20 protein-coding genes and 1 tRNA gene are annotated in these 24,779 nt (G+C 67.5%); 10 read left to right on the top strand and 11 right to left on the bottom strand.

The window, feature by feature from the left end; genetic code table 11:
- The first annotated feature begins 113 nt into the window (after window positions 1-113).
- A complete protein-coding gene (pepN, locus tag AB0I22_RS24865; RefSeq protein WP_363133095.1) occupies window positions 114-2,639 on the top strand; it encodes an aminopeptidase N in 2,526 nt (841 codons plus the stop codon).
- Window positions 2,640-2,829: 190 nt separating this feature from the next.
- Here pepN and atpF read toward each other — a convergent pair whose 3' ends face one another.
- The gene (gene atpF, locus AB0I22_RS24860) at window positions 2,830-3,375 is read right to left on the bottom strand and encodes a F0F1 ATP synthase subunit B (RefSeq protein ID WP_363133094.1); all 546 of its coding nucleotides are present in this window, start codon (window positions 3,373-3,375) and stop codon (window positions 2,830-2,832) included.
- 214 nt (window positions 3,376-3,589) lie between these two features.
- On the opposite strand from atpF, the gene AB0I22_RS24855 reads away from it, so the two are divergent.
- From AB0I22_RS24855 to pyk, 4 genes are all read left to right on the top strand, one after another.
- Complete coding sequence (locus AB0I22_RS24855; protein WP_363133093.1) at window positions 3,590-5,023, top strand: aminotransferase class V-fold PLP-dependent enzyme; 1,434 nt, start codon at window positions 3,590-3,592, stop codon at window positions 5,021-5,023.
- The gene (locus AB0I22_RS24850; RefSeq protein WP_363133092.1) at window positions 5,001-6,440 is read left to right on the top strand and encodes a SidA/IucD/PvdA family monooxygenase; all 1,440 of its coding nucleotides are present in this window, start codon (window positions 5,001-5,003) and stop codon (window positions 6,438-6,440) included. The genes AB0I22_RS24855 and AB0I22_RS24850 overlap by 23 nt, the downstream gene beginning before the upstream one ends.
- 50 nt (window positions 6,441-6,490) lie before the next feature.
- Entirely contained in the window at window positions 6,491-7,189 is a 699-nt protein-coding gene (locus tag AB0I22_RS24845; protein WP_363133091.1) for an SIMPL domain-containing protein, read from the top strand.
- Window positions 7,190-7,322: 133 nt separating this feature from the next.
- Window positions 7,323-8,771 (top strand): pyruvate kinase, encoded by a 1,449-nt coding sequence (gene pyk, locus AB0I22_RS24840; protein ID WP_363133090.1) that lies wholly within the window; start codon window positions 7,323-7,325, stop codon window positions 8,769-8,771.
- A gap of 14 nt (window positions 8,772-8,785) precedes the next feature.
- On the opposite strand, the gene AB0I22_RS24835 is transcribed toward pyk, so the two are convergent.
- On the bottom strand, window positions 8,786-9,553 hold the full coding sequence (locus tag AB0I22_RS24835; protein ID WP_363133089.1) for a transcriptional regulator: 768 nt from the start codon (window positions 9,551-9,553) through the stop codon (window positions 8,786-8,788).
- Window positions 9,554-9,662: 109 nt separating this feature from the next.
- Window positions 9,663-9,735: transfer RNA gene (locus tag AB0I22_RS24830), tRNA-Leu, on the bottom strand.
- Window positions 9,736-9,834: 99 nt separating this feature from the next.
- On the opposite strand from AB0I22_RS24830, the gene AB0I22_RS24825 reads away from it, so the two are divergent.
- From AB0I22_RS24825 to AB0I22_RS24805, 5 genes are all read left to right on the top strand, one after another.
- The gene (locus tag AB0I22_RS24825; RefSeq protein ID WP_363133088.1) at window positions 9,835-10,485 is read left to right on the top strand and encodes a response regulator; all 651 of its coding nucleotides are present in this window, start codon (window positions 9,835-9,837) and stop codon (window positions 10,483-10,485) included.
- Window positions 10,486-10,608: 123 nt separating this feature from the next.
- Window positions 10,609-12,321 (top strand): hypothetical protein, encoded by a 1,713-nt coding sequence (locus AB0I22_RS24820; RefSeq protein ID WP_363133087.1) that lies wholly within the window; start codon window positions 10,609-10,611, stop codon window positions 12,319-12,321.
- 9 nt (window positions 12,322-12,330) lie between these two features.
- Entirely contained in the window at window positions 12,331-15,324 is a 2,994-nt protein-coding gene (locus AB0I22_RS24815; protein WP_363133086.1) for an AAA domain-containing protein, read from the top strand.
- On the top strand, window positions 15,321-16,535 hold the full coding sequence (locus tag AB0I22_RS24810; RefSeq protein ID WP_363133085.1) for a hypothetical protein: 1,215 nt from the start codon (window positions 15,321-15,323) through the stop codon (window positions 16,533-16,535). The genes AB0I22_RS24815 and AB0I22_RS24810 overlap by 4 nt, the downstream gene beginning before the upstream one ends.
- Window positions 16,532-17,059, top strand: a complete 528-nt coding sequence (locus AB0I22_RS24805) for a hypothetical protein (protein ID WP_363133084.1) — start codon at window positions 16,532-16,534, stop codon at window positions 17,057-17,059. The genes AB0I22_RS24810 and AB0I22_RS24805 overlap by 4 nt, the downstream gene beginning before the upstream one ends.
- Window positions 17,060-17,076: 17 nt before the next feature.
- Here AB0I22_RS24805 and AB0I22_RS24800 read toward each other — a convergent pair whose 3' ends face one another.
- The 8 genes from AB0I22_RS24800 to AB0I22_RS24765 all read right to left on the bottom strand — a co-directional run bounded on the left by AB0I22_RS24800 (window position 17,077) and on the right by AB0I22_RS24765 (window position 24,764).
- Window positions 17,077-17,793, bottom strand: a complete 717-nt coding sequence (locus tag AB0I22_RS24800; RefSeq protein ID WP_363133083.1) for an ABC transporter ATP-binding protein — start codon at window positions 17,791-17,793, stop codon at window positions 17,077-17,079.
- Entirely contained in the window at window positions 17,790-18,665 is an 876-nt protein-coding gene (locus AB0I22_RS24795) for an ABC transporter ATP-binding protein (RefSeq protein ID WP_363133082.1), read from the bottom strand. The genes AB0I22_RS24800 and AB0I22_RS24795 overlap by 4 nt, the downstream gene beginning before the upstream one ends.
- A gap of 5 nt (window positions 18,666-18,670) precedes the next feature.
- On the bottom strand, window positions 18,671-20,500 hold the full coding sequence (locus AB0I22_RS24790; protein WP_363133081.1) for a branched-chain amino acid ABC transporter permease: 1,830 nt from the start codon (window positions 20,498-20,500) through the stop codon (window positions 18,671-18,673).
- A 5-nt stretch (window positions 20,501-20,505) separates the two neighbouring features.
- Complete coding sequence (locus AB0I22_RS24785; protein WP_363133080.1) at window positions 20,506-21,438, bottom strand: branched-chain amino acid ABC transporter permease; 933 nt, start codon at window positions 21,436-21,438, stop codon at window positions 20,506-20,508.
- A 94-nt stretch (window positions 21,439-21,532) separates the two neighbouring features.
- Window positions 21,533-22,765, bottom strand: coding sequence for a branched-chain amino acid ABC transporter substrate-binding protein (locus tag AB0I22_RS24780; protein ID WP_363133079.1), 1,233 nt, complete (start codon window positions 22,763-22,765; stop codon window positions 21,533-21,535).
- A gap of 281 nt (window positions 22,766-23,046) precedes the next feature.
- Entirely contained in the window at window positions 23,047-23,673 is a 627-nt protein-coding gene (locus AB0I22_RS24775) for a Tat pathway signal sequence domain protein (RefSeq protein WP_363133078.1), read from the bottom strand.
- A gap of 40 nt (window positions 23,674-23,713) precedes the next feature.
- Complete coding sequence (locus AB0I22_RS24770) at window positions 23,714-24,145, bottom strand: hypothetical protein (RefSeq protein WP_363133077.1); 432 nt, start codon at window positions 24,143-24,145, stop codon at window positions 23,714-23,716.
- 124 nt (window positions 24,146-24,269) lie between these two features.
- Complete coding sequence (locus AB0I22_RS24765; protein WP_363133076.1) at window positions 24,270-24,764, bottom strand: PaaI family thioesterase; 495 nt, start codon at window positions 24,762-24,764, stop codon at window positions 24,270-24,272.
- Between the last annotated feature and the right edge of the window lie 15 nt (window positions 24,765-24,779).

Raw genomic sequence — 24,779 nt, 5'->3', positions numbered from 1 at the left:
CAGACACAGCCAACTCCAGACGACTGACCAGACGACCAAACGGACACGACCACGCCCACAGCTTGCCCCAAACCGCAGTGCCCCCTCATCACCGACTGCGGCACCATGAGCCCATGCCCGTACTCACGCGCGACGAAGCGCAGACCCGAGCCCGCCTCCTCGACGTCCACCGCTACACCATCCACCTCGACCTCACCCGCGGCGAGGAACACTTCGGCTCCACCAGCACCATCCACTTCGACGCGCGCGAACCCGGAGCGGACACCTTCGTCGAACTCCCGGCCACCGGCCTGCGCCGCATCACCCTCGACGGCGCCGACCTCGACCCGGCAGCCGCCTCCGACGGCAGATACCCCCTCACCGCCCTCGCCCGCGGCGCACACGAACTGCGCGTCGAAGCCGAACCGCCCTACTCCCACACGGGCGAAGGCATGCACCGCTTCACCGACCCCGTCGACCAGGCCACTTACCTCTACACCCAGTGCTGCCTCGCCGACGCCCCCGCCGTCTTCGCCGCCTTCGACCAGCCCGACCTCAAAGCCGCCTTCCACGTCACCGTCACCGCACCGCCCGAATGGACCGTCCTCGGCAACGGCATCGCCACCCGCGTCGGAGACCCCGCCGAAGGCCACTGGGAACTCGCCCCCACCCCGCCCATCAGCACCTACCTCATGGCCGTCGCCGCCGGCCCCTGGCACTCCGTACGCACCGAACACCGCGGCATCCCCTTCGGCCTCCACGTACGCCAGTCCCTCGCCCCCCACCTCGACACCGACGCCGACGAACTCCTCGACCTCACCACCCGCTGCTTCGACCGCTACCACCAGAAATTCGACGAGCCCTATCCCTTCGACTCCTACGACCAGGCATTCGTCCCCGAATTCAACTCCGGCGCCATGGAAAACCCCGGACTCGTCACATTCCGCGACGAATTCATCTTCCGCTCGGCCGTCACCGACGCCGAACGCCAGACCCGCATCATGGTCATCGCCCACGAAATGGCCCACATGTGGTTCGGCAACCTGGTCACCCTCCAATGGTGGGACGACATCTGGCTCAACGAATCCTTCGCCGAATACATGGGCTACCAGACCATCACCGAAGCCACCCAGTACACCGACACCTGGGCCGACTTCGCCATCGCCCGCAAAGCCTGGGGCTACGACGCCGACCAGCGCCCCTCCACCCACCCCGTCGCCCCCGAACCCCAGCACGTCCTCGACACCGCCGCCGCCGAACTCAACTTCGACGGCATCTCCTATGCCAAGGGCGCCAGCGCCCTGCGCCAACTCGTCGCCTGGCTCGGCGAAAAGAACTTCCTCGCCGGAATCAACGAACACTTCGCCCGCCACCGCTTCGCCAACGCCACTCTCGCCGACTTCATCGACTCCCTCGCCCACGCCTGCGACCGCGACGTCCACGGCTGGGCCGAGAAATGGCTCCGCACCACCGGGGTCGACACCCTCATCCCCGAAATCACCACCACCACCGGCGGCGACGCCGAAAACTGGCGACTGATCATCCACCACCACGGAAGCCGCCCCCACCACCTCGCCGTCGGCCTCTACGACCAGTCACCCACCGACCCCGACCGCCTCACCCTCCGCGAACGCACCGAAACCGAACTCCCCGCGGACGGCGGCACCCACAGCCACACCCTCCCCGGCCAACGCCCCGCCCTCGTCCTCCTCAACGACAACGACCTCACCTACACCAAAATCCGCCTCGACCCCCACTCCTGGGACACCGCCCTCCACACGCTCTCCGGCCTCCCCGCCCCCCTCACCCGTGCCACCGTCTGGAACGCCGCCCGCGACATGGTCCGCGACGGCGCCCTCGCCCCCGCCGCCTACCTAGACGCCGCCCGCGCCCACCTGCCCCACGAGACCAACACCCCCATCACCCACGCCGTCCTCACCTTCGCGCGCACCCACATCGCCGACCACTACGTCACCCCCGAAGCCCGCCCCGTAGCCCTCACCACCCTCACCGAACTCTGCCGCGACCTCCTCGCCCGCACCGAGAACGGCGGCCAGGGAATCCGCCTCACCGCCGTACGCACCGCCATCGACAGCGCCACCACCCCCGACACCCTCCACGACTGGCTCCAGGCCGGCACCGTCCCCGGCGGCCCCCGCCTGGACCCCGAACTCCGCTGGCGCATCCTCACCCGGCTCGCCGCCCTCGGCGCCACCACCCCCGCCGACATCGACGCCGAACTCGCCCGCGACCCCAGCGCCACCGGCCGCGAAGGCGCCGCCCGCTGCCACGCCGCCCTCCCCGACCCCGCCGCCAAAGCAACCGCCTGGCACGCCCTGTTCGAGTCCGACGACCTCTCCAACTACCTCTTCAACGCCACCGCCCAAGGCTTCTGGCAACCCGAACAACTCGACCTCGTACAGCCCTACCTCGCCCGCTACTACCCGGCCGCCGTAGCCGTCGCCACCCGCCGCGGCACCACCCTCGCCGTCTCCGCCGCCACCCACGCCTTCCCCCACGCGCTCGTCACCGACGAGAACCTCCGCCTCGGCGAGGAATGCCTGCGCACCGCCGGCCCCACCCCCACCCTGCGCCGCCGCCTCACCGACCAACTCGACGACCTCAAGCGCGCACTGACCATCCGCGACACCAGCTACTGACCCCCGCGGCCTCGGCGGCCGACGCGTACGGAGCCATACAGCCGCAGTAGCGAAGCCGCAGGGTCGCACCTACGAAGCCGCATATACGAAAAGGGCCCCCGCCCCCCCGAAGGGGTGCGGGAGCCCGCCCTGCCGACGCCGCCCTCAGCGGCGGCCACGCTCGATCACGCGGCGCTCGATCACGCGGCGCTCAATCGCGCGGCTCACCCGCGGCGTCCGACGGCCGCGCCGTACGCAACTCCGCCACGAACCGCTCCACCGCACCGCTCTCCCGCGCGAAACCGTCCACCGGTTCGCCCACGATCCGGCCCGCCAGCTCCGTGGCCAACGACCCGACCTGCTCCCGCAGTTCCGCCTCGGCCACCGCGCGCTCCGCGTCGATCACCGCGTGCCCCGCCGCGACGATCTCCTCACGCTGCCGCTGCCCCTCGGCCCGCAACTCCGCGATCAGCGCCGTCCCCTGCTCAGCGGACTCCTGCCGCAGCCGAGCCGCCTCATGACGGGCCTCCGCCAGCAGCGCCTCGTACTCCGCATGGACACGCGCGGCCTCCGCACGTGTCGCCTCCGCCACCTCGATCCGCCCCTCGGTGGCCTTCTCCCGCTCCACGAGCACCCTCGCGATGCGCGGCAGCAGCACCTTCGCCATCACCGCGAACAGCAGGAAGAAGAGAACCAGCCCCAAGACGAACGGCACGGGCTCCGGCTTGAGCGGACCAATGTCCAAAGCAATGTCCATGACGTGAAGATTAGTCGAAACAAACCCGCCGACGCGCGGCCCCCCATTAGCAGACTCAACCGCCCCACACCGCACGGCAGTACCACGATTGGGCGAACCATGACCGGATCACAACCGAAAATCGCACGAACCCAGTAATTTGATGCGGCTGTCACCCACCCCCACCACTCCACGGGCAGCCCCCACAGACGCCGCACCCCGAAGAGGCACCGCCATGCCCGCCCCCGACTCCACCAGCGCCCTCGCCGGCGGCGCCCAAGGCCCCGACGCCTTACGCCCCCTCCTCGCCACCGTCCTCGATGCACTCACCCACGGCGCCACCACCCGCGACGGCCCCCTGCCCGCCGGCGGCCCCGACACCGTCGACGACCGCGTACGCGCCGCCACCGACCCCGTCATCCCCGAAAGCGGCACCGGCGCCCACGAAGCCCTCCACACCCTCGTGCACACCCTCACCGCAGGTACCGCGGACCCCGCACACCCCCACTGCGCCGCCCACCTCCACTGCCCGCCGCTCGCCCTCGCGGCCGCCGCCGACCTCGCCGCCAGCGCCCTCAACCCCTCGATGGACTCCTGGGACCAGGCCCCCGCCGCCTCCCAACTCGAAGCCCGCACCACCCAGGCCCTCGCCGCCCTCGCCTACCCCGACGGCCCCGCACCCGACGCCCTCGTCACCACCGGCGGCACCGAATCCAACCAACTCGCCCTCCTGCTCGCCCGCGAAACCCACCCCTCCCGCCCCCTCCGCATCATCTGCGGCGCCAACGCCCACCACAGCATCCACCGCGCCGCCTGGCTCCTCGGTCTCCCCGCACCCATCACCATCCCCACCCCCACCGGCACCATCAACCCCACCCAACTCGGCGAAACCCTCACCACCACACGCACCCACCACCCCGGCCCCCTCCTCGTCATCGCCACCGCCGGCACCACCGACACCGGCCAGATCGACCCCCTCCCACACATCGCCGCCCTCTGCCACACCCACCGCGCCACCCTCCACGTCGACGCCGCCTACGGCGGACCACTCCTCTTCAGCCACACCCTCCGCCCCCTCCTGAACGGACTCGACCGCGCCCACACCATCACCCTCGACCTCCACAAACTCGGCTGGCAGCCCATCGCCGCAGGACTCCTCCTCGTCCCCGACACCACTGCCCTCCACCCCCTCGACCACCGCGCCGACTACCTCAACGCCGACGACGACACCGAAGCCGGCCTGCCCGACCTCCTCGGCCGCTCCCTCCGCACCACCCGCCGCCCCGACACCCTCAAAATCGCCGTCACCCTCCGCGCACTCGGCCGCCACGGCCTCGCCGACCTCATCGAAACCGTCTGCACCACCGCCCAACACCTCGCCGACCTCATCGACGCCCACCCCACCCTGGAACTCCACTCCCGCCCCACCCTCAGCACCGTCCTCTTCCGCCCCACCAACGCCACTGCCCACACCATCGCCGACACCCGCCGCCGCCTCCTCCACCAAGGCCGCGCCGTCCTCGGCCGCGCCACCACCCCCACCGGCCTCTGGCTCAAAGCCACCCTCCTCAACCCCCACACCCGCCCCACCGACCTCCACGCACTCCTCCAACTCATCGCACCACCCCCGGAAGGCGCCCCCGCCGATGACCACCGCCCCATCCTCTGACCGCCCCCCAGCCGCACCCTCGACCCCCACCCGCCCCCTCGACCTCGCAGGCATCGGCATCGGCCCCTTCAACCTCTCCCTCGCCGCCCTCGCCCACCCCCTCACCCACCTCCACACCGCGTTCTACGACCAACGCCCCAACTTCACCTGGCACCCCGGCCTCCTCATCGACAACACCACCCTCCAAGTCCCCTTCCTCGCCGACCTCGTCACCCTCACCGACCCCACCAACCCCTGGACCTTCCTCAACTACCTAAAAACCCACCACCGCCTCTACCCCTTCTACTTCTCCGAGAAATTCCACATCCACCGCACCGAATACAACGCCTACTGCCGCTGGGTCAGCGAAAACCTCACCGGACTCCACTTCGACCACCAAATCGACACCATCCGCTGGAACCCCCAACGCACCCTCTTCGAAATCGACTACACCCAACTCGACACCCACGGCGAAGCCGAAGCCCTCGGCCGCGCCTACACCCGCAACATCGCCCTCGGCATCGGCACCGCCCCCCACATCCCCACCGCCCTGCGCCCCCTCGCCGAAACCCCCACCACCCCCGTCATCCACTCCGCCCACTACCTCGACCACCGCCAGAAACTCCTCACCGCCGAACACATCACCGTCATCGGCTCCGGCCAGTCAGGAGCCGAAATCTTCCTCGACCTCCTCCAGCACCGCCCATCCGGAAAAGAAAAACTCCACTGGCTCGCCCGCACCCCCGCCTTCGCCCCCATGGAATACAGCAAACTCGGCCTCGAACAATTCACCCCCGACTACACCCACTACTTCCACGCACTCCCCGAACCCGTACGCGACCAACTCCTCCCACAGCAATGGCAGCTCTACAAAGGAATCGACGCCCAAACCCTCGCCGCCATCCACGACGAGCTCTACCGCCGCACCCTCGACGGCGGCTGGCCCGACACCGTCCTCACCCCCGGCGTCAACGTCCGCACCGCCGGCCGCGTCGGCGCCACCCGCATCGAACTCCACCTCGACCACGTCCAACAAGGCACCCGCACCCGCCTCACCACCGACGCCGTCATCCTCGCCACCGGCTACCGCGAACGCCCCACCGACGCCCTCCTCGCCCCCCTCGCCCCCTACCTCCGCCGCGACACCGCGGGCCGCCCCCGCATCGACGAACACCAGCGCCTCACCCTCGACCCCAGCGTCACAGGCTCCATCTACGTACAGAACGCCGAACGCCACACCCACGGCCCAGGCGCCCCCGACCTCGGCCTCGCCGCCTGGCGCAGCGCCACCATCCTCAACAACCTCACCGACACCACCCCCTACCCCCAACCACACCGCACCGCCTTCACCACCTTCGGCCTCCCCCAACACCCCCGAACCCCCACCACCCCAAAACCACTCCCACTCCCCGAACCCGCCAACCACCTCAAGGTCTGACCTCAACCACAGCTCTCGGCACACAGCCCCACACCTGAGAAGCTGCGGCCATGACCCAGCACCTGCCCTACGGCACCCCCGAAACCCCCCGCCTCGCCGTCCGCGGCGAAGCCCACCTCGAAGTCGACCCCGAAACCGCCCGCCTCGACATCACCGTCAACGCCCGCGGCACCGAACGCCACACCACCCTCGAAGACCTCACCCGCCGCAACACCCACGTACTCGACCTGCTCAAGAACTACGACCACGCCATCGAAAACCTCGAAACCGGCAGCTTCACCATCACCCCCCAACTCACCGAAAAAGGCCGCCACGAACGCATCCACGCCTACCACGGCCACGTCCACACCACCGCCACCATCAGCGACTTCACCACCCTCGGCGAACTCACCGCCCAACTCACCACCCTCGAACTCACCCGCGTCGACGGACCCTGGTGGAGCCTGCGCCCCGACTCACCCGCCCACCGCGACGCCCGCCGCCAAGCCGTCCACGAGGCCGTACAACGCGCACGCGAATACGCCGACGCCCTCGGCGCACAGCTCGACGCCATCGTCGAACTCGCCGACATCGGAGCCGACGACCCCACACCCCCCGGCCCCATGGCCTACGGACCGCCCGGCGCCGCCCGCTCCGCCGGATACGGCGGAGCCGCCCACTCCGAGCCCACCCTCGACCTCGAACCGCAACGCCAGCACGTCTACGCCCAGGTCAACGCCCGCTTCACGATGACCCGCCCCATCCTCTGAAACCACCCGCGCACCGCTCATCAGAGCGCCCCCGCGCACGTTTCACTACTTGTCAACAAGCCTTCACCCAAAGGCCGTTGGCCTGTCCCAACCGACAGATTCCCTACCCATCAGTACGTCATAGAGTCGAACCATGCGCCGAGCAAAAATCGTCTGCACCCTAGGACCCGCCACCGACTCGTACGAGCAGATCAAGGCACTCGTCGAGGCAGGAATGGACATCGCCCGCTTCAACCTCAGCCACGGCACCTACGCCGACCATGAAGCGCGGTACCACCGGGTGCGTAAAGCCTCAGAAGAAACCGGCCGCAACGTCGGCGTCCTCGCCGACCTTCAAGGCCCGAAGATTCGCCTCGGCCGCTTCCGCGAAGGACCTGTACTCCTTGAACGCGGCGACGAGTTCACCATCACCGTCGAGCCCGCCGAAGGCGACCGCCACCGCTGCGGCACCACCTATGAAGGACTCGCCGCCGACGTCACCCGCGGCGAACGCATCCTCGTCGACGACGGCCGCGTCACCCTCGAAGTCATCGAAGTCGACGGCCCCCGCGTCAAGACCATCGTCATAGAAGGCGGCATGGTCTCCGACCACAAGGGACTCAACCTCCCCGGCGTCGCCGTCTCCGTCCCCGCCCTCTCCGAAAAAGACGTCGAAGACCTCCGCTGGGCACTTCACGCCGGCGCCGACATGATCGCCCTCTCCTTCGTCCGCAGCGCCGACGACATCCTCGACGTCCACCGCATCATGGACGAAGAAGGCCGCCGCCTCCCCGTCATGGCGAAAATCGAGAAACCACAGGCAGTCGACAACCTCGAAGGCATCGTCGCCGCCTTCGACAGCATCATGGTCGCCCGCGGCGACCTCGGCGTCGAAATGCCACTCGAAACCGTGCCCATCGTCCAAAAACGCGCCATCAAACTCACCAAACGCAACGCCAAGCCGGTCATCGTCGCCACCCAAATGCTCGACTCCATGATCGAGTCATCCCGCCCCACCCGAGCCGAAGCCTCCGACGTCGCCAACGCCGTCATCGACGGCACCGACGCCGTCATGCTCTCCGGCGAAACCAGCGTCGGCAAATACCCCGTAGAAACCGTCAAAACCATGAGCCGCATCGTCGAAGCGGCCGAGGAAGACGTCCTCCTCAAAGGACTCCCACCCCTCACCGAACGCAGCAAACCCCGCACCCAAGGCGGCGCCGTAGCCCGCGCCGCAGCCGAAATCGGCGACTTCCTGGGAGCCAAATACCTCGTAGCCTGCACCCAGAGCGGTGACACCGTCCGCCGCCTCTCCCGCTACCGCTCCCCGATCCCCCTCCTGGCCTTCACCCCGGAACCCGCCACCCGCTCCCAGCTCAACCTGACCTGGGGAGTCGAGACCTTCCTCGGCCCCCGCGCCGAGAACACCGACCAAATGGTCCAGCAGGTCGACGAACACCTCCTGCGCATCGGCCGCTGCCAGAAGGGAGACGTGGTCATCATCACCGCGGGCTCCCCACCAGGAGTCCCGGGCTCGACCAATCTGGTACGGGTGCACCGCATCGGCGAGGACGATTCGCCGAAGAAGCAGGCCAGTGCTTGAGGCCGACGCTTCAGTCAGTACTTCGGCCCGATGTACTGATCCATGAGGGCTACGGAGGCGCGGCGGGCGACGGAGACATTGGCCGGTCCATCTCCGCGCCGCGTCATCTTCCATTCGACGCCGACCTTGTCGAAGGTATCGGTGCAGAGCTTGAGGACGTCCTCGGACTTGTTGGTGAAGAAGTAGCGCGGATATTCATAGCGCTTGCGCTCGCCGCCTACGAGTCGGGTGGCCCAGTTGGTGATGCGACACCCGTCGGAGTGGATGAGCCCGCGCAGGAACTCCCAGGGGCGGGCGTCCACGATCTGCTGCTGCCATGGTTCGAGGGCTATGAGGCGGTCGTGCTTCTTGCCGGGGCCGTGCTGCGGGAACAGGCAGGGCCAATGTCGGCCGTAGCTGGTCACGGTCACGCACCCTTTCCGCTGGAGCGAGTACGCCCGTAGAGCGGGCCGTACGGCCAGGATCGCGCTGTGACAGGCGTCGATGAGCCCCGGCCATGCGTCAGCGCAAGCGATGCGCAGTTGGTGACCGCCGCGCGGCTGCCGGCTGATGCAGCCGTCCCCGAGATAGAGGCCGAGTAGGTAGGCGTACGCGGCTTCGTCGAGGGGGAGGCCGTCGCAGCGTGGGCAGTCGGCTCGCCTCGCTCGGGGGAGGGGCTCGATTCGCGTATGCCAGCTGCGGAGCACAGACCTGGATATTCCGGTCTCTCGGCTGACGGAGTTGAGGCTGCGACCTTGGCCGACGAGTGCGAGCGCACGCCTGCGCGTATCGATGTCGTACATGAGGACGAGCTTGGCCGGGCCTTTGCGGGCGGGGGCCTAATCGCCCATCTGTTCACCGTGGCGAGTGAAGATCGCCAACAGAATGTGAACCTTGGAATTAAAGGGAAAGTGCCTCGGGTGGGATTCGAACCCACGCTGTCGGTGGTTTGAGCACCGTGTCTCTGCCGCTGGACTACCGAGGCTTCCTGTGAAACGGAGGTTAGCGGAGAACCGCGTTGTATCAAACATACAGGAGCTAGGTAGGCTCGTGTGGCACAGCCCTGTCTGGAACGAGGAGTCCCGTGGCCGCCGCCGAGCCCCAGCCGCATGCCGACGACGAGCAGTCGCACGTCCCCCCGCTGACGACCCGCGTCGTCATCGCGGAGGACGAGGCCCTGATCCGGCTCGATCTCAAAGAGATGCTTGAAGAAGAGGGGTACAGCGTCGTCGGCGAAGCCGGCGATGGCGAGACCGCCGTCGCCCTGGCCCGGGAGCACAAGCCCGACCTCGTCATCCTCGACGTGAAGATGCCCGTACTCGATGGGATCTCGGCAGCGGAGCGCATCGCCGCGGAGTCCATCGCGCCTGTGCTCATGCTCACGGCCTTCTCGCAGCGCGAGCTGGTGGAGCGGGCGCGCGACGCCGGGGCGATGGCGTACCTGGTCAAGCCGTTCAGCAAGAGCGACGTGGTGCCGGCCATCGAGATGGCGGTTTCGCGGTTCACGGAGCTGAGGACGCTGGAGCGGGAGGTCGCGGACCTGTCGCAGCGGCTGGAGACGCGGAAGCTGGTGGACCGGGCGAAGAGCGTGCTGCAGACGCAGTACGGGCTGACGGAGCCGGCGGCGTTCCGGTGGATTCAGAAGACGTCGATGGACCGCAGGCTGTCGATGCAGCAGGTGGCCGAGGCCGTGATCGAGGACGCCGAGGAGAAGAAGGCGTCCAAGGGGGAGTAGGCGGGAAGCGGAATAGCCCGCCCTCGCCCCATGTGAGCTGTCATCATTTGGATAGCAGTCACGTTCTTGACCAACCCGCATTTCGGCTCGGGAGGGTGAGGTAGTCCATTGGGGAGGGCGAGGGTGCCCACCGTGCTCGTGCTCACGGCCTTGGAGGAGGAATACGAGGCGGTTCGGCGCCGTCTGGACGGGGTGAGCGAGATTGAACTGTCCCGGGGTACGCGTTTGGATACCGGGCGGGTGCCGGGGCTCCCTTGGCGGATCGCCCTCGCCGAGACGGGGCCGACCAATACCCAGGCGGCTCTTGTCGCCCAGCACGCGGTCGAGGAGTTGGCTGCCCAAGCGGTGCTGTTCGTCGGTGTCGCCGGCTCGCTTCGGGACGACCTGCGGCTGGGCGACGTGCTCGTCGCCAGCAAGGTGTACGGGTATCACGGGGGTCGCGAGAGCAAAGATGGATTCAGCGCCCGGCCTGCGGCCTGGGAGCCGTCGTACAAGATGGATCAACTCGTTCGTTCGGCTCGTCGCAACGACCCCTGGGCTTTCCTGACCCGGCCTTCTCCACCGCATGAACTGGCCTCCTCTGAGTCGCCCAAGGTGCACTACGCTCCGCTCGCCGCGGGTGACGTGGTGATCGACTCCCGTGATTCCGAGACCTTTCGGCGAATCCGGCGTCACTACAACGATGCCGTGGCTGTCGACATGGAGAGTCACGGGGTCGCCCAGGCCGTGCGGATGTTCGGTGAGCTTCCGATGGTCACGGTGCGCGGCATCAGTGACTTGGGGAACGGCGGCAAGGAAGCGGCCGACACGCAGGGATATCAGCCCCTGGCAGCCAGGCACGCCGCCGCCTTCGCACTACGTGTGCTGCGTGAACTGCGACCCTTACAAACGCCGTTGCCGCACGAAGAGCGGGGTCACTCGTGCCCCACGCCCGTCGTGGCACCGAGGCCGGCGCAGACGCGGGTTGGTGAGAATTGGACCCGTCAGCCGGTCGTGCGGATTCAAGAATGCGAATACCTGCTGTACGACGAAGACGAGGATCTGCTTCGCGAGACGCTCGACGGTGCGGTGATCCGGCGCCAGGCGAAGGCTTGCGTGGTCTCCGGTCGGCCAGGCCGGGACTTGTTCGTCTGGTTGCGCCAAGTGGAGTTGTCGCGGGTGACGCACGATTCTGACCGTGATGCCCTGGCGGCGCTGGAGCGGGAGGCCGAACTGTGCCGCGAGCTGCGAGGGCCCGAGGTCGTGCAGTTGTCCTGTGGGGGCGGGCTTGCCACTCTGGCGTTGCGATGGCCCTCGGGCCCAGGCGGGGGGCGCCCGGCGGATACGCTCCGTGAAATGCTGCCCGATCCTTCGGGTCGACAGCCTGATCGCCTTCGGCTGTTCCGGACGGTGGAGGGGCTCGTAGCTGTGGCCGAGGCGCTCGACAGGTTGCACGGTCAGGGGCTTTCGCATCGGGCGCTGCAGTCCACCGCGGTTGTCCTGGGCCGGCCGCGCATGGTGCTGAGGGACCTCGGGTTGGCCGCTTTCCGACCGCGTCGCGGTGAGCACGCGGGTCCGTATCAGGCCCCTGAGCAGAAGCACGGCTCCCGTGTGATCCCTGGCCCTGCCACTGACGTTTACCAGCTCGGGGCGTTGCTGCACAGCGCGCTCACGGGGCGCACGCCTGTACCGGGGATGCCGCCCTACTCCCAGTCCGCTCAGGTGCCTCCCTCACTCGTCGGCGCGATGCGCTGTGCGCTGGAGGACGAGCCTGCCGATCGTCCGGATCTCTGCTGGCTCCGTCGGGAGCTCACGACCGCTGCCCGCGAACTGTCCGCCGTGCCCGGACGCGGCTGAGGAGCCTTGATGTCTGTCGTCACCGTGTCCCTCCGGGCACCGTTGGTACTGGTGCCCGGGTACTCGTTCGACGAGCAGTTGCGCAAGAAGGCCGGCACAGGAGTGGGGCTGCCCGATTCCGTCGATCGCGTCTTGGCCGATCTCAATGCCCTGCGTGGTGGGGTGGCTGCGTTACTGGACGTCGGGGGCGACGCCACCAAGCCGTCACTGATGCTGCACACTCGCAACTACCGGTTGAAGCTTGAACCCACTGATCGCCGGACCGGCTATCTCATCAGATTCATCGATCCCGTCCGGCTCTCCGACCATGCGAGGCTGGCGCAGTCCTGCCTGGTCGTGCGGCCGCACGGCTGGCGACTGGCGCTCGAACTGCGGGGCCTACCGGACGATGCCGACGCGTACTGGGAGGAACTGGTACGGGCGTGGCACGGTCTTGGCGAGGAGCGTGCGGAGGCATGCCGGGTCCCGCGGATCACCGAGGCTCAGGAAGCCTACCTGGACTCGGTTGACCGGGTGATCGATGCGACGGAGGAGATCGCGACCCGCTATGAACGGCGGGCTGCCCCGTTTCCGTACGGCAAGGTTCTGGCGACCGGAGGCAGACGGAACACTCCGAGTGCGAGGTACGAGTTCTTGTTGGTCGGGGCTGAGCGGCCCTCGGCTGGTGCCTTTGTGTGTCTCCAAGGGGACAGCGAGAGCCGTGGGCAGGTGGAGAGAGTCGAGGACCGGTCCGTTACGGTCCGTTTCGACCAGCCCGTGTCGTGGGAGGATCTGCCGCAGCGTGGAGCACTGGAAATCACCCCGAACGCGGTCGTGTACCGGAAACAGCGGCAGGCTGTCGCTGCGCTGCGCGCGCGGGACACCAGCAACCACCGATTGCTGGACGTCTTGGTGGAGCACCGTGTCCGCGCCATTCCGGGCAGCTCCGCACGGCCTCGTGAGCAGCTCGACCCTGAACAGTTGGAGGCGTTCCGTCGGGCGTTGACCACGGAGGATCTGTTGGTGGTGCTCGGGCCGCCGGGTACCGGCAAGACCCGGACCATTGCTGAGATCGCGCAGGCCAACGCCACTGCCGGTGGGCCGGAACCGGGGCGGGTGCTCGTCACTTCGCAAACCAATCGGGCCGTGGACAATGTGCTGGCCCGGCTCTCTCGGGAACTTGTGGTGGTCCGGGTGGGCACTGAGCGCAAGGTGCATCACGATGTGAAACCGCTGCTGTTGGAAAACCTGGCGGAGAATGTGTCGCAGGAGATCCAGCACGCGATGACGGGGCGTGTGCAGGCATACCGGGATGCGGAGGCGGCGGCGCCGTGGGCTGTCGAACTGGCTGAACGGATCGAGCGGGCAAATTCGTTTGTCTTGGGCGTACGGACGGCCGCGGCGCAACTCAGGGAAGCGGTTGGCTCGGCGGGAGGGCTGGAGCGGGAGAGGCTGTCGACGCTGGAGAGTGAGCAGGCGACACGGCGTGAGGCGGGTGCTGGGTTCGTGGCGCGGAGCACGGGTCTGGGGAACGCTCTCTGCACCGCTCGCCGGCGGTCCGATGCCAGGTTGACGGGCTGGTTTCACCGGCTGCGGAGCCGTCGGCTGGAGCGCAAGTTCGCTGTGGCGGAGGCGGCGAGGGAGCACGAAGAGCAGGTGCTCGTCGACCTCGACCGGGCGGTCGAGGTCGCACGTGATGATATGGATCGGGCGGTGGAGGGCGACCCCTCGGTGTGTACTGCGCGCGATGCCAAGGCAGCCGTGGAGAGGGAACGGGACGTGGGGCTGCTGCAGGCATACGAGGCGGCCGATATGGCGGTGGCAGCTCTCTCGACCGTCGTGCACGAGTGCCTGCCACCGGTTCGGTCAAAGGATGCCGAGGAGGCGCTGGGCGAGCTGGGTGGCTGCTATCGGCAACTGGAGCGCTGGCGGCCGGTGATCATTGCTCGGCGTCAGTTGGCTGAGGAGTGGGCTGCTGCCGCCGGGGAGGGGCGGGGCCTGCTGCAACGCGAGCTCCTGCGCTACGCACAGGTGGTCGGTGCTACTTGCATTGGAGCGGCTTCGCGTTCCGAACTGTCCGGTGTCGACTTCGACTTGGGCATCGTGGACGAGGCGGGCCAGATCGGGGTCGCGGACGCCCTGGTCCCCCTCAGCAGGGTCCGGCGTGGCGTCTTGGTGGGAGACGACCGGCAATTGCCGCCCTTCGTCGACTCTGAAGCGGCTGATTGGGGCCGGGGTATCGACGATCCCGGTGTGCTGGATCTGCTGTCCCGCAGTGCGCTGGAGCGGTTGCGGGCCGGGCTGCCCGGGTCGCATGTCGTAGAGCTGACCAGGCAGCGCCGAATGCCTCGTGAGATCGCGGATTTCATCTCGTCGGCTTTCTACCGGGGGCGTCTCGTCACGGAGAAGGAGCACTTGCATGGGGGGCCGCTGTTCGCGAGTCCTATGGCCTTCGTCGACACCGGTGATCTCCAGGAGCGGGTGCGGCATGAATCAGCGGGCCGGAGGGCTGAGGAGCGGTACGGTCGCAAGGGTGTGTTCAACACCTGTGAGGCTCGCTTGCTGGCACTTCTCGCTGCCTATTACCACGGGCGTGGGATTGAGTGGGTGATCATCGTTCCATACCTCGCACAGCGCGCTGCCGTGCTCGCCCAGCTTTCCCCGCTCATCGGTGACTCGGAGCTGGCCGAAGCTTCGGTGGGCAGTGTCGATTCGTATCAGGGAGGGGAGCGGGACACCGTGCTGTACGGCTTCACCCGCAGCAATTCGCAGGGGAGGGTCGGGTTCCTGAAGGAGCTGCGTCGTGCCAACGTCGCCTTCTCCCGTGCCCAGCGGCAGCTGGTGATGGTGGGGGACCTGAGTACATTGCTCCGTGCGGATGACCCCGGGTTCCGCGGGTTGGCCGAAGAACTGCATCTGCATCTCTTGCGCTGCGGTGATCTGAGCTCCTACCGCGACGTCATGAAGCGGATCACGGAAGATTTTCCTGGTGCCGGCATCGGCACAGAAGGTGGTCCGCGGTGACTGCGGCTGCGCGGCTGATGCCTTTTCCCGAGGAACGGGTGTTGGAGGACGCGGCATTCGTCCAGGGAATGGCGCCCAAGCGGTTGTACGCCTTGCTTCTGCCGGTCTGGGAGGTGGAGGTGCGTGCCGACATTACGGAGGGTGAGGACTTCGCACTCATCGACCGTTTCGTCGGTCGGGGGCTGCGCCGAGGCGGGTTGCGTACGATCGACGAACTCGAAGCGTTCTTCTCCTTGGACAGGGCACTCATCGTCCAGGCTGTGCGCTTCCTCATCGCCATCGGGCATATCGTGGAGCACGATGGCAGGCTCGCTCTCACGGACCTTGGTGCGCGTTCCGTGGACGACGATGTTCTTTATGTCATGTCCCGCCAGGATCGCCGGAAATTGTACTTCGAGGCGTTGACTTGCACTCCTATGCTCCGCGCCTACTATGACGAGGACACTGTCTCGCTGCTTTCCGGAGACAGGTTGCAACAGGTGTTGCGTGGTGGTGGTTATCCGCAGTTCCGGCAGGTCGCGGTGGAGGCGGGGTTCGACCGCAGTGCCTTGGAGCTTCTCAACCGGCGGAAGGATCGGGCCCGCTTCAACCTGCCGGTAGCGTTCGATGCCTTGGAGAGCCTCGGAGAGGTTCTCACTTTTCTCCCGGTGTACCTGGTGCGGGGAGCCGAAGATCTGCTCGTTTACAGCCAGGCGGGTGGCGGTTCGGCGCCCGACGCCGCACTCACAGACCTTTGTTCCCACGCCGCTTGGCTCACCGGCCCGTTGGACAACGAAGATCAACGAGAGGTGCTGGATGAGAGGTCGCATGGCGCGGCCATGAAATGGCTCGGCGAGCAACAGCTGAATTCGGTCGCCCCGGAACAGGATGAGGACGGGACGTGGCTGGTGCCGTTGCCTCCTGACAGGTTCGGGGAGGGCGGACTGCCGTTCACCCGGATCGGCTCCTACCGTATGGCCGGGACGCATTTCTTCCGACTCTGGTGTGCGGATGCGACCAAGCGCAAGTACGCGCTTCTTGAGCGACTGGACCAGCGGCTGGGTGCTCGCAGTCAGGTCACCCGCGCGGAGGTGGAGCAACTCGCCGCGCTTCTCGCACGGCAGTTGCGGTTGGACCTGCCCAGCCTTGTCCGGCTACGCGTGGGTGCTGGGAAGGCGGGCCTGCACGGTTTGGAGTCACGGCTGGGGCGACTGGAGGACGAGAAGGCGTGAACGACACCAGCCAGCTGATTTTGGCCGAGTACGAGCAGGTCAAGCAGGAACAGCGGGCGCGCATCGGCTTCCGGGACAATCTGCTCTACGCCACATTCGCCGTGATGGCAGGCGTCGTCGGTGCCACGTTGCCCCGGGGCGGGCATGTCGAGATGCTTCTCCTGCTGCCGCCGCTGTCGGTCATCCTCGGCTGGACCTATCTGGTGAACGACGAGAAGATTTCCGCCGCGGGACGTTATGTGCGTGAGCAGCTCGCGCCTCGACTGGCGGAGCTGACGCCGGACTGTCCTGACGTGTTCGGCTGGGAGTCCGCACACCGCAGCGACGCACACCGCTCCTCGCGCAAGCGGATTCAACTCGCTGTGGATCTCTTGGCGTTCTGTCTGATTCCGCTGGCGGCCCTGATCGTCTATTGGGCCTTCGGCCCGCTGAATTGGCCGCTGGTCCTGGCCTCGGTGGCGGAGGCAGCCGCAGCGGTCGGCCTGGCACAGCAGCTTTTCCGCTACGCGGATACCTCACGCTGACGAAGCGGCTCTGACGTTCAGTCTTCGCCGAGGTATGCCTTGCGTACGGATTCGTCGTGGAGCAGGTGGTCGCCGGTGCCGGAGAGGGCGATGGTGCCGGTTTCCATGACGTGGCCGTAGTCGGCGAGGGAGAGGGCTGCTTGGGCGTTCTGTTCGACGAGCAGGATGGTGGTGCCGGTGGCTTTCAGTTCCGCGATGGTCTCCATGATCTTCTGCATCATGATGGGGGAGAGGCCCATGGACGGCTCGTCGAGCATGAGGAGTTTGGGGCGGGACATGAGGGCGCGGCCCATGGCGAGCATTTGTTGTTCGCCGCCGGATAGGGTGCCGGCTGCTTGTTTGCGGCGTTCGCCGAGTATGGGGAAGAGTTCGTAGGCGCGTTCGGCGTCCTTGTTGATTTCGGTGGGGTTTTTTCTGAGGAATGCGCCGAGTTGCAGGTTTTCGGCGACGCTGAGTCGGGGGAAGATGCGGCGGCCTTCGGGGGAGTGGGCGAGGCCGCGGGCGACGATTTGGTGGGCGGGTGTGCCGGTGAGTGGTCGGCCGTCGAAGTTGATGGTGCCGCTCTGGGGGGTGAGGAGGCCGGAGATGGTGCGTAGGGTGGTGGTTTTTCCGGCTCCGTTGGTGCCGATGAGGGTGACTACCTGGCCTGTGTCGACGGTGAAGGATATGCCTTTTACGGCTTGGATTTTGCCGTAGGCGACTTTGAGGTCGTCCACTTCGAGGAGTGTGGTCACTGGTTGTCCTCCGTGTGGGCGCCGGTGTCCGGTGGTGTGGGTGTCGCTGCTTCGGCGGCTTCTACTTCTGCTATTTCTTCGGCTCCGGGTGCGCCTTCGAAGGGGGTGCCGAGGTAGGCGGCGATGACGCGTTCGTCGGCTTGTACGGCGTCGGTGGTGCCTTCGGTGAGTTTTTCGCCTTGGACGAGGACGGCCACGCGGTCGCAGAGGTTGAAGATGAAGCGCATGTCGTGCTCGATGACGAGGACTGCGGTGCCTTGGTCGCGGATGGCGAAGACGAGTTGCTGGGTGGTGCGGGTTTCTTGGGGGTTCATTCCGGCGGTGGGTTCGTCGAGGAGGAGTAGTCCGGGGTCGGCGGCGAGGGCTCGGGCGATTTCGAGTTTTCGTTGTTCGCCGTAGGGGAGGTTGCGGGCGAGGTGGTCGGCTTTGGGGGTGAGGCCGGTGAATTCGAGGAGTTCTTGGGCTCGTTGGGTGGAGGCGGTTTCGGCTCGGTGGAAGGCGGGGCCGCGGAGCAGCGCGGAGAAGAGTCCTTCTTTGGTTCGGGTGTGGTGGCCGACGAGGACGTTTTCGAGGACGGTCATGTTGGCGAAGAGGCGGATGTTCTGGAAGGTGCGGGAGATTCCTGCTTTGGCGACGAGGTGGGGTTTTGGGGGGAGGGTGGTGTTTTTGTAGGAGACTTTTCCGCTGGTGGGTACGTAGAGGCCGGTGAGGCAGTTGAAGAAGGTGGTTTTTCCGGCGCCGTTGGGGCCGATGAGGCCGACGATTTCGCGGGGGTGGACGGTGAGGTCGACGGCGCGTACGGCGGTGAGTCCGCCGAAGCGCATGGTGACGCCGGTGGCGGTGAGGACGGGGGTGTCGGTGGTGGTCGTCATGGCTTTCACGCCTCTGCCTTGGTGACGCCGACGGTGCCGGGTGGTAGGTCGCGGTTGGGGACGTCGAGTTGGCCGGTGTCGTGGTATTCGAGCTGCTGGCGGCGGTTGGGGATGATTCCTTCGGGGCGTAGCCGCATGAGGAGGATGAGGGCGATGCCGAAGGCGAGGAGTTGGTAGTCCTGGAGGAATTGGAGTTTGGCGGGGATGAGGTAGAGGAGTGCGGCGCCCAGGAGCGGGCCGCTGATGGTGCCCATTCCGCCGAGGATGACGGCGGCGAGGAGGAAGGCGGAGTTGGGGGGTACGGGGCCGGCGAAGACGTATTGCTCGGGTACGACGGTGGAGGTGACGTGGGCTTGGACGGTGCCGGCGAGTCCGGCGAGGGTGGCGCCGAGGGCGAAGGCGAGGAGTTTGAGGCGGAAGCTGTTGATTCCGCTGGCGGTGGCGGCGGTTTCGTCTTCGCGGATGGCTATCCAGGCGCGGCCTATGCGGGAGTTTCCGGCGCGGCTGAAGACGAGGACGACGAGGATGGTGATGAGGAGCATGAGGAGGTAGTAGTTGGCGAATGGGGTGAGGGTGATTCCGGCGATTTTGTGCGGGGTGCTGAATGAGTAGCCGAAGATGACGAGGTCGGGGATGTTGGGGATTCCGTTGGGTCCGTTGGTGACTGATGGTCCGGAGTTTCCGTCGAGGTTTCCGACGGTGATGCGGAAGATTTCTCCGAAGCCGAGGGTGACGATGGCGAGGTAGTCGCCGCGCAGTCGCAGGGTGGGGGCGCCGATGATGACGCCGAAGATGAGCGAGGCGGCGGTGCCGGTGAGGGCGGCGGCCCAGAAGGGGAAGTGGATGTTGAAGGTGGAGGCGGTGGAGCCGGAGACGAGGGCGGCGGTGTAGGCGCCGACGCCGAGGAATGCGACGTATCCGAGGTCGAGGAGTCCGGCCAGGCCGACGACGACGTTGAGGCCGAGGGCGACGGTCGCGAAGATGAGGATGTTGACGGCGATGAGGGTGTATTGGTCGGTGTTCTGGGTGAAGGGGAAGGCTGCTGCTGCGGTGAATGCGGCGATGATGGTGATGTTGCGGTGTTTGTTGGTGAGGGTGGTGAGCCGGGCGATGAGGCCGGATTTGAAGAGCGCTACGGCGCCGAAGGTCACGAGGATGAGGAACCCGGTGAAGAGTTCGCCGTATTCGGTGTCGATTCCGTAGGTGGTGATGTAGAGGGCGAGGCCGAATGAGGCGGCGATGATGAGGATTTCGGCCCAGGAGGGGAGGGGCCGGGTGGGGCGTAAGGGGTGGGAGGTGTGGCCGGGACGTACGGTCCGGTAGATGCCGTGGAGGGTGGCGCCGAGGGCGCCGGTGTGGAGCCGGCCGCGGTGGGGGAGTGAGGCGGCGGTGCGTCGGTCGATGGGCAGGGCGAGGGCGCCGAGGAGGGTGGCGAGGGTGGTGGCGGCGGCTATGTAGCCGCCGGGTTCGAGGTTGGCGAGGCCGCCGAGTTGGTCGGCGATGGCGAGGAGGGTGTACCAGGTGGTGGCGAGGGTGCCGGCGGCGAGGTAGGCGGTGGCGTTGTTGCCGCCGGCTGGGGTGAGCCAGGTGAGGCCGGGGGTTTTCCAGGCGGCGAGGGTGAAGACGAGGGTGAGGAGGCCGCCGATGAGGGTGAGGACTTGGAGGCCGCCGGGGTAGCCGGTGACGGTGAGGTCGCCGGGGAAGTCGGTCGTCCAGGTCCAGGCGAGGAAGGTGGAGAAGACGGTGAGGGCGGCTCCGGCGGTGGTGATGATGCGGGCGGTGGTGATGGGGAGGGGGATGACGGGGGTGGTCTCGGTGTGGGTTGGTGTGGTCATCGCTGTCACGCCCGATCCGCTACGCGTTCGCCGAGGAGTCCTTGTGGCCGCAGGAGGAGCACGGCGATGAGGAGTACGAAGGCCCAGACGTTGGCCCAGCTGCCGCCGCCGAGCTGCTGCATGCCGGGGATGTCCTGGATGTAGGTGATGGTGAGGGCTTCGGCGAGGCCGAGGACGACGCCGCCGAGCATGGCTCCGTAGATGTTGCCGATGCCGCCGAGTACGGCCGCGGTGAAGGCTTTGAGGCCGAGGATGAAGCCCATGAGGACTTCGACTTGTCCGATGCGCAGTCCGTAGGCGACGCCCGCGACACCGGCGAAGCCGCCGCCGATGGCGAAGGCGAGGACGATGATGCGGTCGGTGTTGATGCCCATGAGTTTCGCGGTGTCGGGGTCCTGGGCGGTGGCCTGCATGGCGCGGCCGGTGCGGCTGTTGGCGATGAACAGGCCGAGGGCGATCATGCAGACGGGTGCGGCGACGAGGACGAAGACGTCGTTGCGCTGGAGGTGGAGGTTGCCGGCGAGTTGGAAGGAGTCGCCGCTGATCTGGGGGAAGCTGCGGGCCTTTTTGGCGTCGGGGTAGAAGCTCCAGACGATTTGCTGGAGGGCGAGGGAGAGCCCGATGGCGGTGATCAGCGGGGCGAGCCGGGGTGCGCCTCGCAAGGGGCGGTAGGCGAAGCGTTCGGCGGCGGTGGCGACGGCGACGGAGGCGATGACGGCGCCGATGAGCATGAGGGGGATGGCGATGGCGAGGCTGGTGCTGGTGGGGAGCCAGAGCCAGATGGTGAGGGCGCCGAATCCGCCGATCATGACGATCTCGCCGTGGGCGAAGTTGATGAGCTGGACGATGCCGTAGACCATGGTGTAGCCGATGGCGATCAGTCCGTAGGTGGCTCCGAGGGCCAGGCCGGTCATGAGTGTCTGGGGTAGTTCGTGCACCGCGGGGCCTCCGATGCGAGTGTCGGATGTGACGCCGCGCGGGGGCGCTGGTGGCGCCCTCGCGCGGGGGTGCTGCGGCGGGGCGGTGCGGGGGTCACTCCTTGAAGGTGGCGCTCTTCACGGTCGCCCATTTGCCGTTTTTGACGGTGTAGACGGTGAGTTGTTTGTTGGTGGTGTCTCCGTACTGGTCGAAGGAGACTTTGCCGGTGACGCCTTCGAAGGAGACGTGGGACATGGCGTCGACGACTTTGGCGCGGGCGTCGTCGGGGAGTTTGCCGTCGTTGTCGTTGATGACCTTCTTGACGGCTTGGATGATGGCCCAGGCGGCGTCGTACGAGTAGCCGCCGTAGGCGGCGTAGGGGTCTTTGTAGTTCTGGGCGGCGTAGTCCTTGACGAAGCCTTTGGCGGAGTCGAGCTGCTGTACGGGGTAGCCGACGGAGGTGGCGAGGTCGCCGTTGTCGTTGCCGCCTGCCGCTTTGATGAAGGCGGGGTCGTAGATGCCGTCGCCGCCCATGACGGGGACGTTGGCGCCGGCGCGTTTGGTCTGGCCGGAGAGGAGTCCGCCTTCGGGGTACTGGCCGCCGAAGTAGACGGAGTCGGCGCCTGAGTTCTTGATTTTGTTGGCGGTGCTGGAGAAGTCGGTTTCCTTGGTGGTGAGGTGGTCGGTGCCGACTACTTGTCCGCCGAGCCGTTTGAATTCCTGGCTGAAGATGGTGGCGAGGCCGGCGCCGTAGGTCTGTTTGTCGTCCACGACGAAGGCTTTGCGTTTTTTGGCGTCCTTGTAGAGGTATTGGGCGGCGAAGCGGCCTTGGATGATGTCGGTGGTGGCGGTGCGGAAGTAGGTCTTGAAGGGGCGGGCCTTCTTCCCCTGGCCCCATTCGTCGCCCTGGCTGAGGGCGGGGTTGGTGTTGGCGGGGGAGACCTGGGTGAGGTTGGCGTTGGCGAAGACGCGCTGCATCGACTGGGCGACGCCGGAGTTGAGGGGGCCGACGGCGCCGAGGACGCTGGTGTCGGCGGCGAGTTTGGTGGCGTTCTGCTGACCGGAGGCGGGCACGGCCTGGTCGTCGAGCGGCGTGATCTTGAAGGTTACGCCTTTGACCTCGTTGTTCTTGTTGGCGGTTTTGACGGCGAGGTCGACGGAGTTCTTGATTCCTTGGCCGAGCGCGGAGAGGGAGCCGGTCAGCGGTGCGTCGACGCCGATGGTCACGGTGGTCTTCTTGCCGCCGTTGTCGCTGCCCTTGTTGTCGTCGCGGGATCCGCAGGCGCTCAGGGTGAGGGCTCCTGTGGTGAGCGCGGTGGTGAGGATGAGCAAGGAACGGTGTCGCACGTCGATTCCTTTCCCTGGCGCGGCTCCCTCTGCTGAGGTGCCGTATCGCTCGCCGGGTGGGCGTGGAATGTGCGGTGCTTGAGGTGCGATCCGCCCGGCGGGGTGGTGACTGGCCGTGACTATAAGGGTGTGCGAGGGGATGGGGCAGTGGTGCCGTCCATGCTGTGACTGTCTTGTTATGACGCGAATCACTGTTTGGGGTTTGTGTAGAAGATCTAATCGGATGGTTGGGGCGGATCATGATTCTTCGCCGATCCGGGTCGCTTGAATCCGCAGTTCCGCTAAGGGGTTCGGTGAGTCGCGGCCTGTGGTGGGTCGCAGATGGCGCGGAGCGCTGATGACAGATCACGGGCATAGTTGCCGCCGAGGGGGAAACTCCGGTTTTGAATGGCGCGAATGCTACGGAGTGTTATGGCGAGGAAGGGCAGTCGCGCGTCGTGCGGCAGGCCGGCGCAGCGGTGCACCGTCGAGTCGACGGTGATGGGCCGGTGGGTGGTGGCGCGAACGGTGAAGGGCGGGCGCGGCCGGGTGGTGATGGTGAGGCCCGGGTAGGGCTGGGTGATGGATTCGACGGTCACGGCGGGGCCGGTGGTGACGGTGATCCGCAGTTGGTAGGTGAAGGTGCGCCGCGGGCGGTCGGGCGGGGCGGTGCGGCCGGTGTAGGCGATCTCGGTGACCTGGTTGGGCCGGGGCGGCGGCGGGGGTGCTTGCCGGGTGGTGTGGAGGTAGCCGTAGCCGCCTGCGGTGGCGAGGGCGCAGGCGGTCGTGAGGGCGAGGGAGGTGCGGGCGGGGAGCGTGACCCAACGCCCGTACCAGGTCAGCGGGTTGAGGGTGATGCGTGTGGGGCGGGGGTGTTCGTCGGCGGGTGCCGTGCCGTTGCCGGCTTCGACGGGCCCGATGCCGCTCACCGTGTGCTCGCCGGGGGCCTCGGCCGGGCGCGGGGCGCGGTCATGTCGGCGGGCGCCAGTTGTCGGAGCTGTACGTCGCGCCGTTCGCGGCGGTGCAGCGCTGTTCGGCTTGGCGCTTGATCAGCCGGTGTGCGGCGTCGGTGCCGTGGGCGTCGCGTTCGGCGTGTGCGGCATGCACGATGGCGTCGTAGATCTCGCGCTGCTCGTTGGACAGGCCCTTCTGTTCCCAGTCGAGGCCGGCCCCTTCGCCGCCGGTGAGTTCCTGTTCGGCCCAGTAGGCGATGAGTCGGGTGCACGCCTGGATGAGCGAGGCGGTGGGGGCGGCGCTGGGTGTGGTGGCGGTGGCCCGGGGGCGGTGGGGCGTGGAGCCCGGGTCGCAGCCGCTGAGCGCGAGGGTGAGGGTGAGTGTGGCGGTGAGCGCCAGCGTGCGGGCGGCGGTGCGCTGTGCGGGGGTGTGGGGCGGGGCCCTCATGGGGGCACGGTAGGACTGCCCCGCGGGGCTGGGAAGTGGGTGCGGCGGCTTCGGGCCGCCCGGGAGCGGCGGCTGGGGAGGAGCCGGTCCCGGGCGGGGCGCGGGTCCGGGCTCCTCCTGTCCGTCAGCGGTCGGCTGTCGTGCCGGGTTCGGTGTCCGTGACGGGGGGTGCGTCGCGGAGGAGGCAGGTGAGGCGGGCGGTGCAGACGCGCTTGTCGTCCTCGTCGGTGATGACGATCTCGTACGTGGCGGTGGACCGGCCGCGGTGTACGGGGGTGGCGACGCCGGTGACGAGTCCGGAGCGGGCGCTGCGGTGGTGGGTGCAGTTGAGGTCGACGCCCACGGCGATCTTGGTGGGGCCGCCGTGCAGCATCGAGCCGACGGAGCCGATGGTCTCGGCGAGTACGGCGGAGGCGCCGCCGTGCAGCAGGCCGTAGGGCTGGGTGTTGCCTTCGACGGGCATGGTGGCGACCACGCGGTCGGGGGAGGCGTGGACGATCTGGACGCTCATGCGGTCGCCGAGGTGTCCGGCGGTCATCATCAGGGACAGGTCGAGGCCGCTGTCGGCCCACTGGTCCAGGACTTCTTGTGGGAACGTGGTCCGGCTCTGTTCGCCCATGGGGTCGCGGCTCCG

It is taken from the genome of Streptomyces sp. NPDC050610 (assembly GCF_040654875.1).
In the GTDB taxonomy this organism is placed as follows: Bacteria; Actinomycetota; Actinomycetes; order Streptomycetales; family Streptomycetaceae; genus Streptomyces.
This window is presented reverse-complemented; position numbering and strand designations above follow the sequence as displayed.

Bases quoted from the DNA above. Each gene is read 5' to 3' on its own strand.
- pepN (WP_363133095.1), top strand. From the start codon at position 114: ATGCCCGTACTCACGCGCGACGAAGCGCAGACCCGAGCCCGCCTCCTC.
- atpF (WP_363133094.1), bottom strand. From the start codon at position 3,375: ATGGACATTGCTTTGGACATTGGTCCGCTCAAGCCGGAGCCCGTGCCG.
- AB0I22_RS24855 (WP_363133093.1), top strand. From the start codon at position 3,590: ATGCCCGCCCCCGACTCCACCAGCGCCCTCGCCGGCGGCGCCCAAGGC.
- AB0I22_RS24850 (WP_363133092.1), top strand. From the start codon at position 5,001: ATGACCACCGCCCCATCCTCTGACCGCCCCCCAGCCGCACCCTCGACC.
- AB0I22_RS24845 (WP_363133091.1), top strand. From the start codon at position 6,491: ATGACCCAGCACCTGCCCTACGGCACCCCCGAAACCCCCCGCCTCGCC.
- pyk (WP_363133090.1), top strand. From the start codon at position 7,323: ATGCGCCGAGCAAAAATCGTCTGCACCCTAGGACCCGCCACCGACTCG.
- AB0I22_RS24835 (WP_363133089.1), bottom strand. From the start codon at position 9,553: ATGTACGACATCGATACGCGCAGGCGTGCGCTCGCACTCGTCGGCCAA.
- AB0I22_RS24815 (WP_363133086.1), top strand. From the start codon at position 12,331: ATGTCTGTCGTCACCGTGTCCCTCCGGGCACCGTTGGTACTGGTGCCC.
- AB0I22_RS24795 (WP_363133082.1), bottom strand. From the start codon at position 18,665: ATGACGACCACCACCGACACCCCCGTCCTCACCGCCACCGGCGTCACC.
- AB0I22_RS24790 (WP_363133081.1), bottom strand. From the start codon at position 20,500: ATGACCACACCAACCCACACCGAGACCACCCCCGTCATCCCCCTCCCC.
- AB0I22_RS24770 (WP_363133077.1), bottom strand. From the start codon at position 24,145: ATGAGGGCCCCGCCCCACACCCCCGCACAGCGCACCGCCGCCCGCACG.
- AB0I22_RS24765 (WP_363133076.1), bottom strand. From the start codon at position 24,764: ATGGGCGAACAGAGCCGGACCACGTTCCCACAAGAAGTCCTGGACCAG.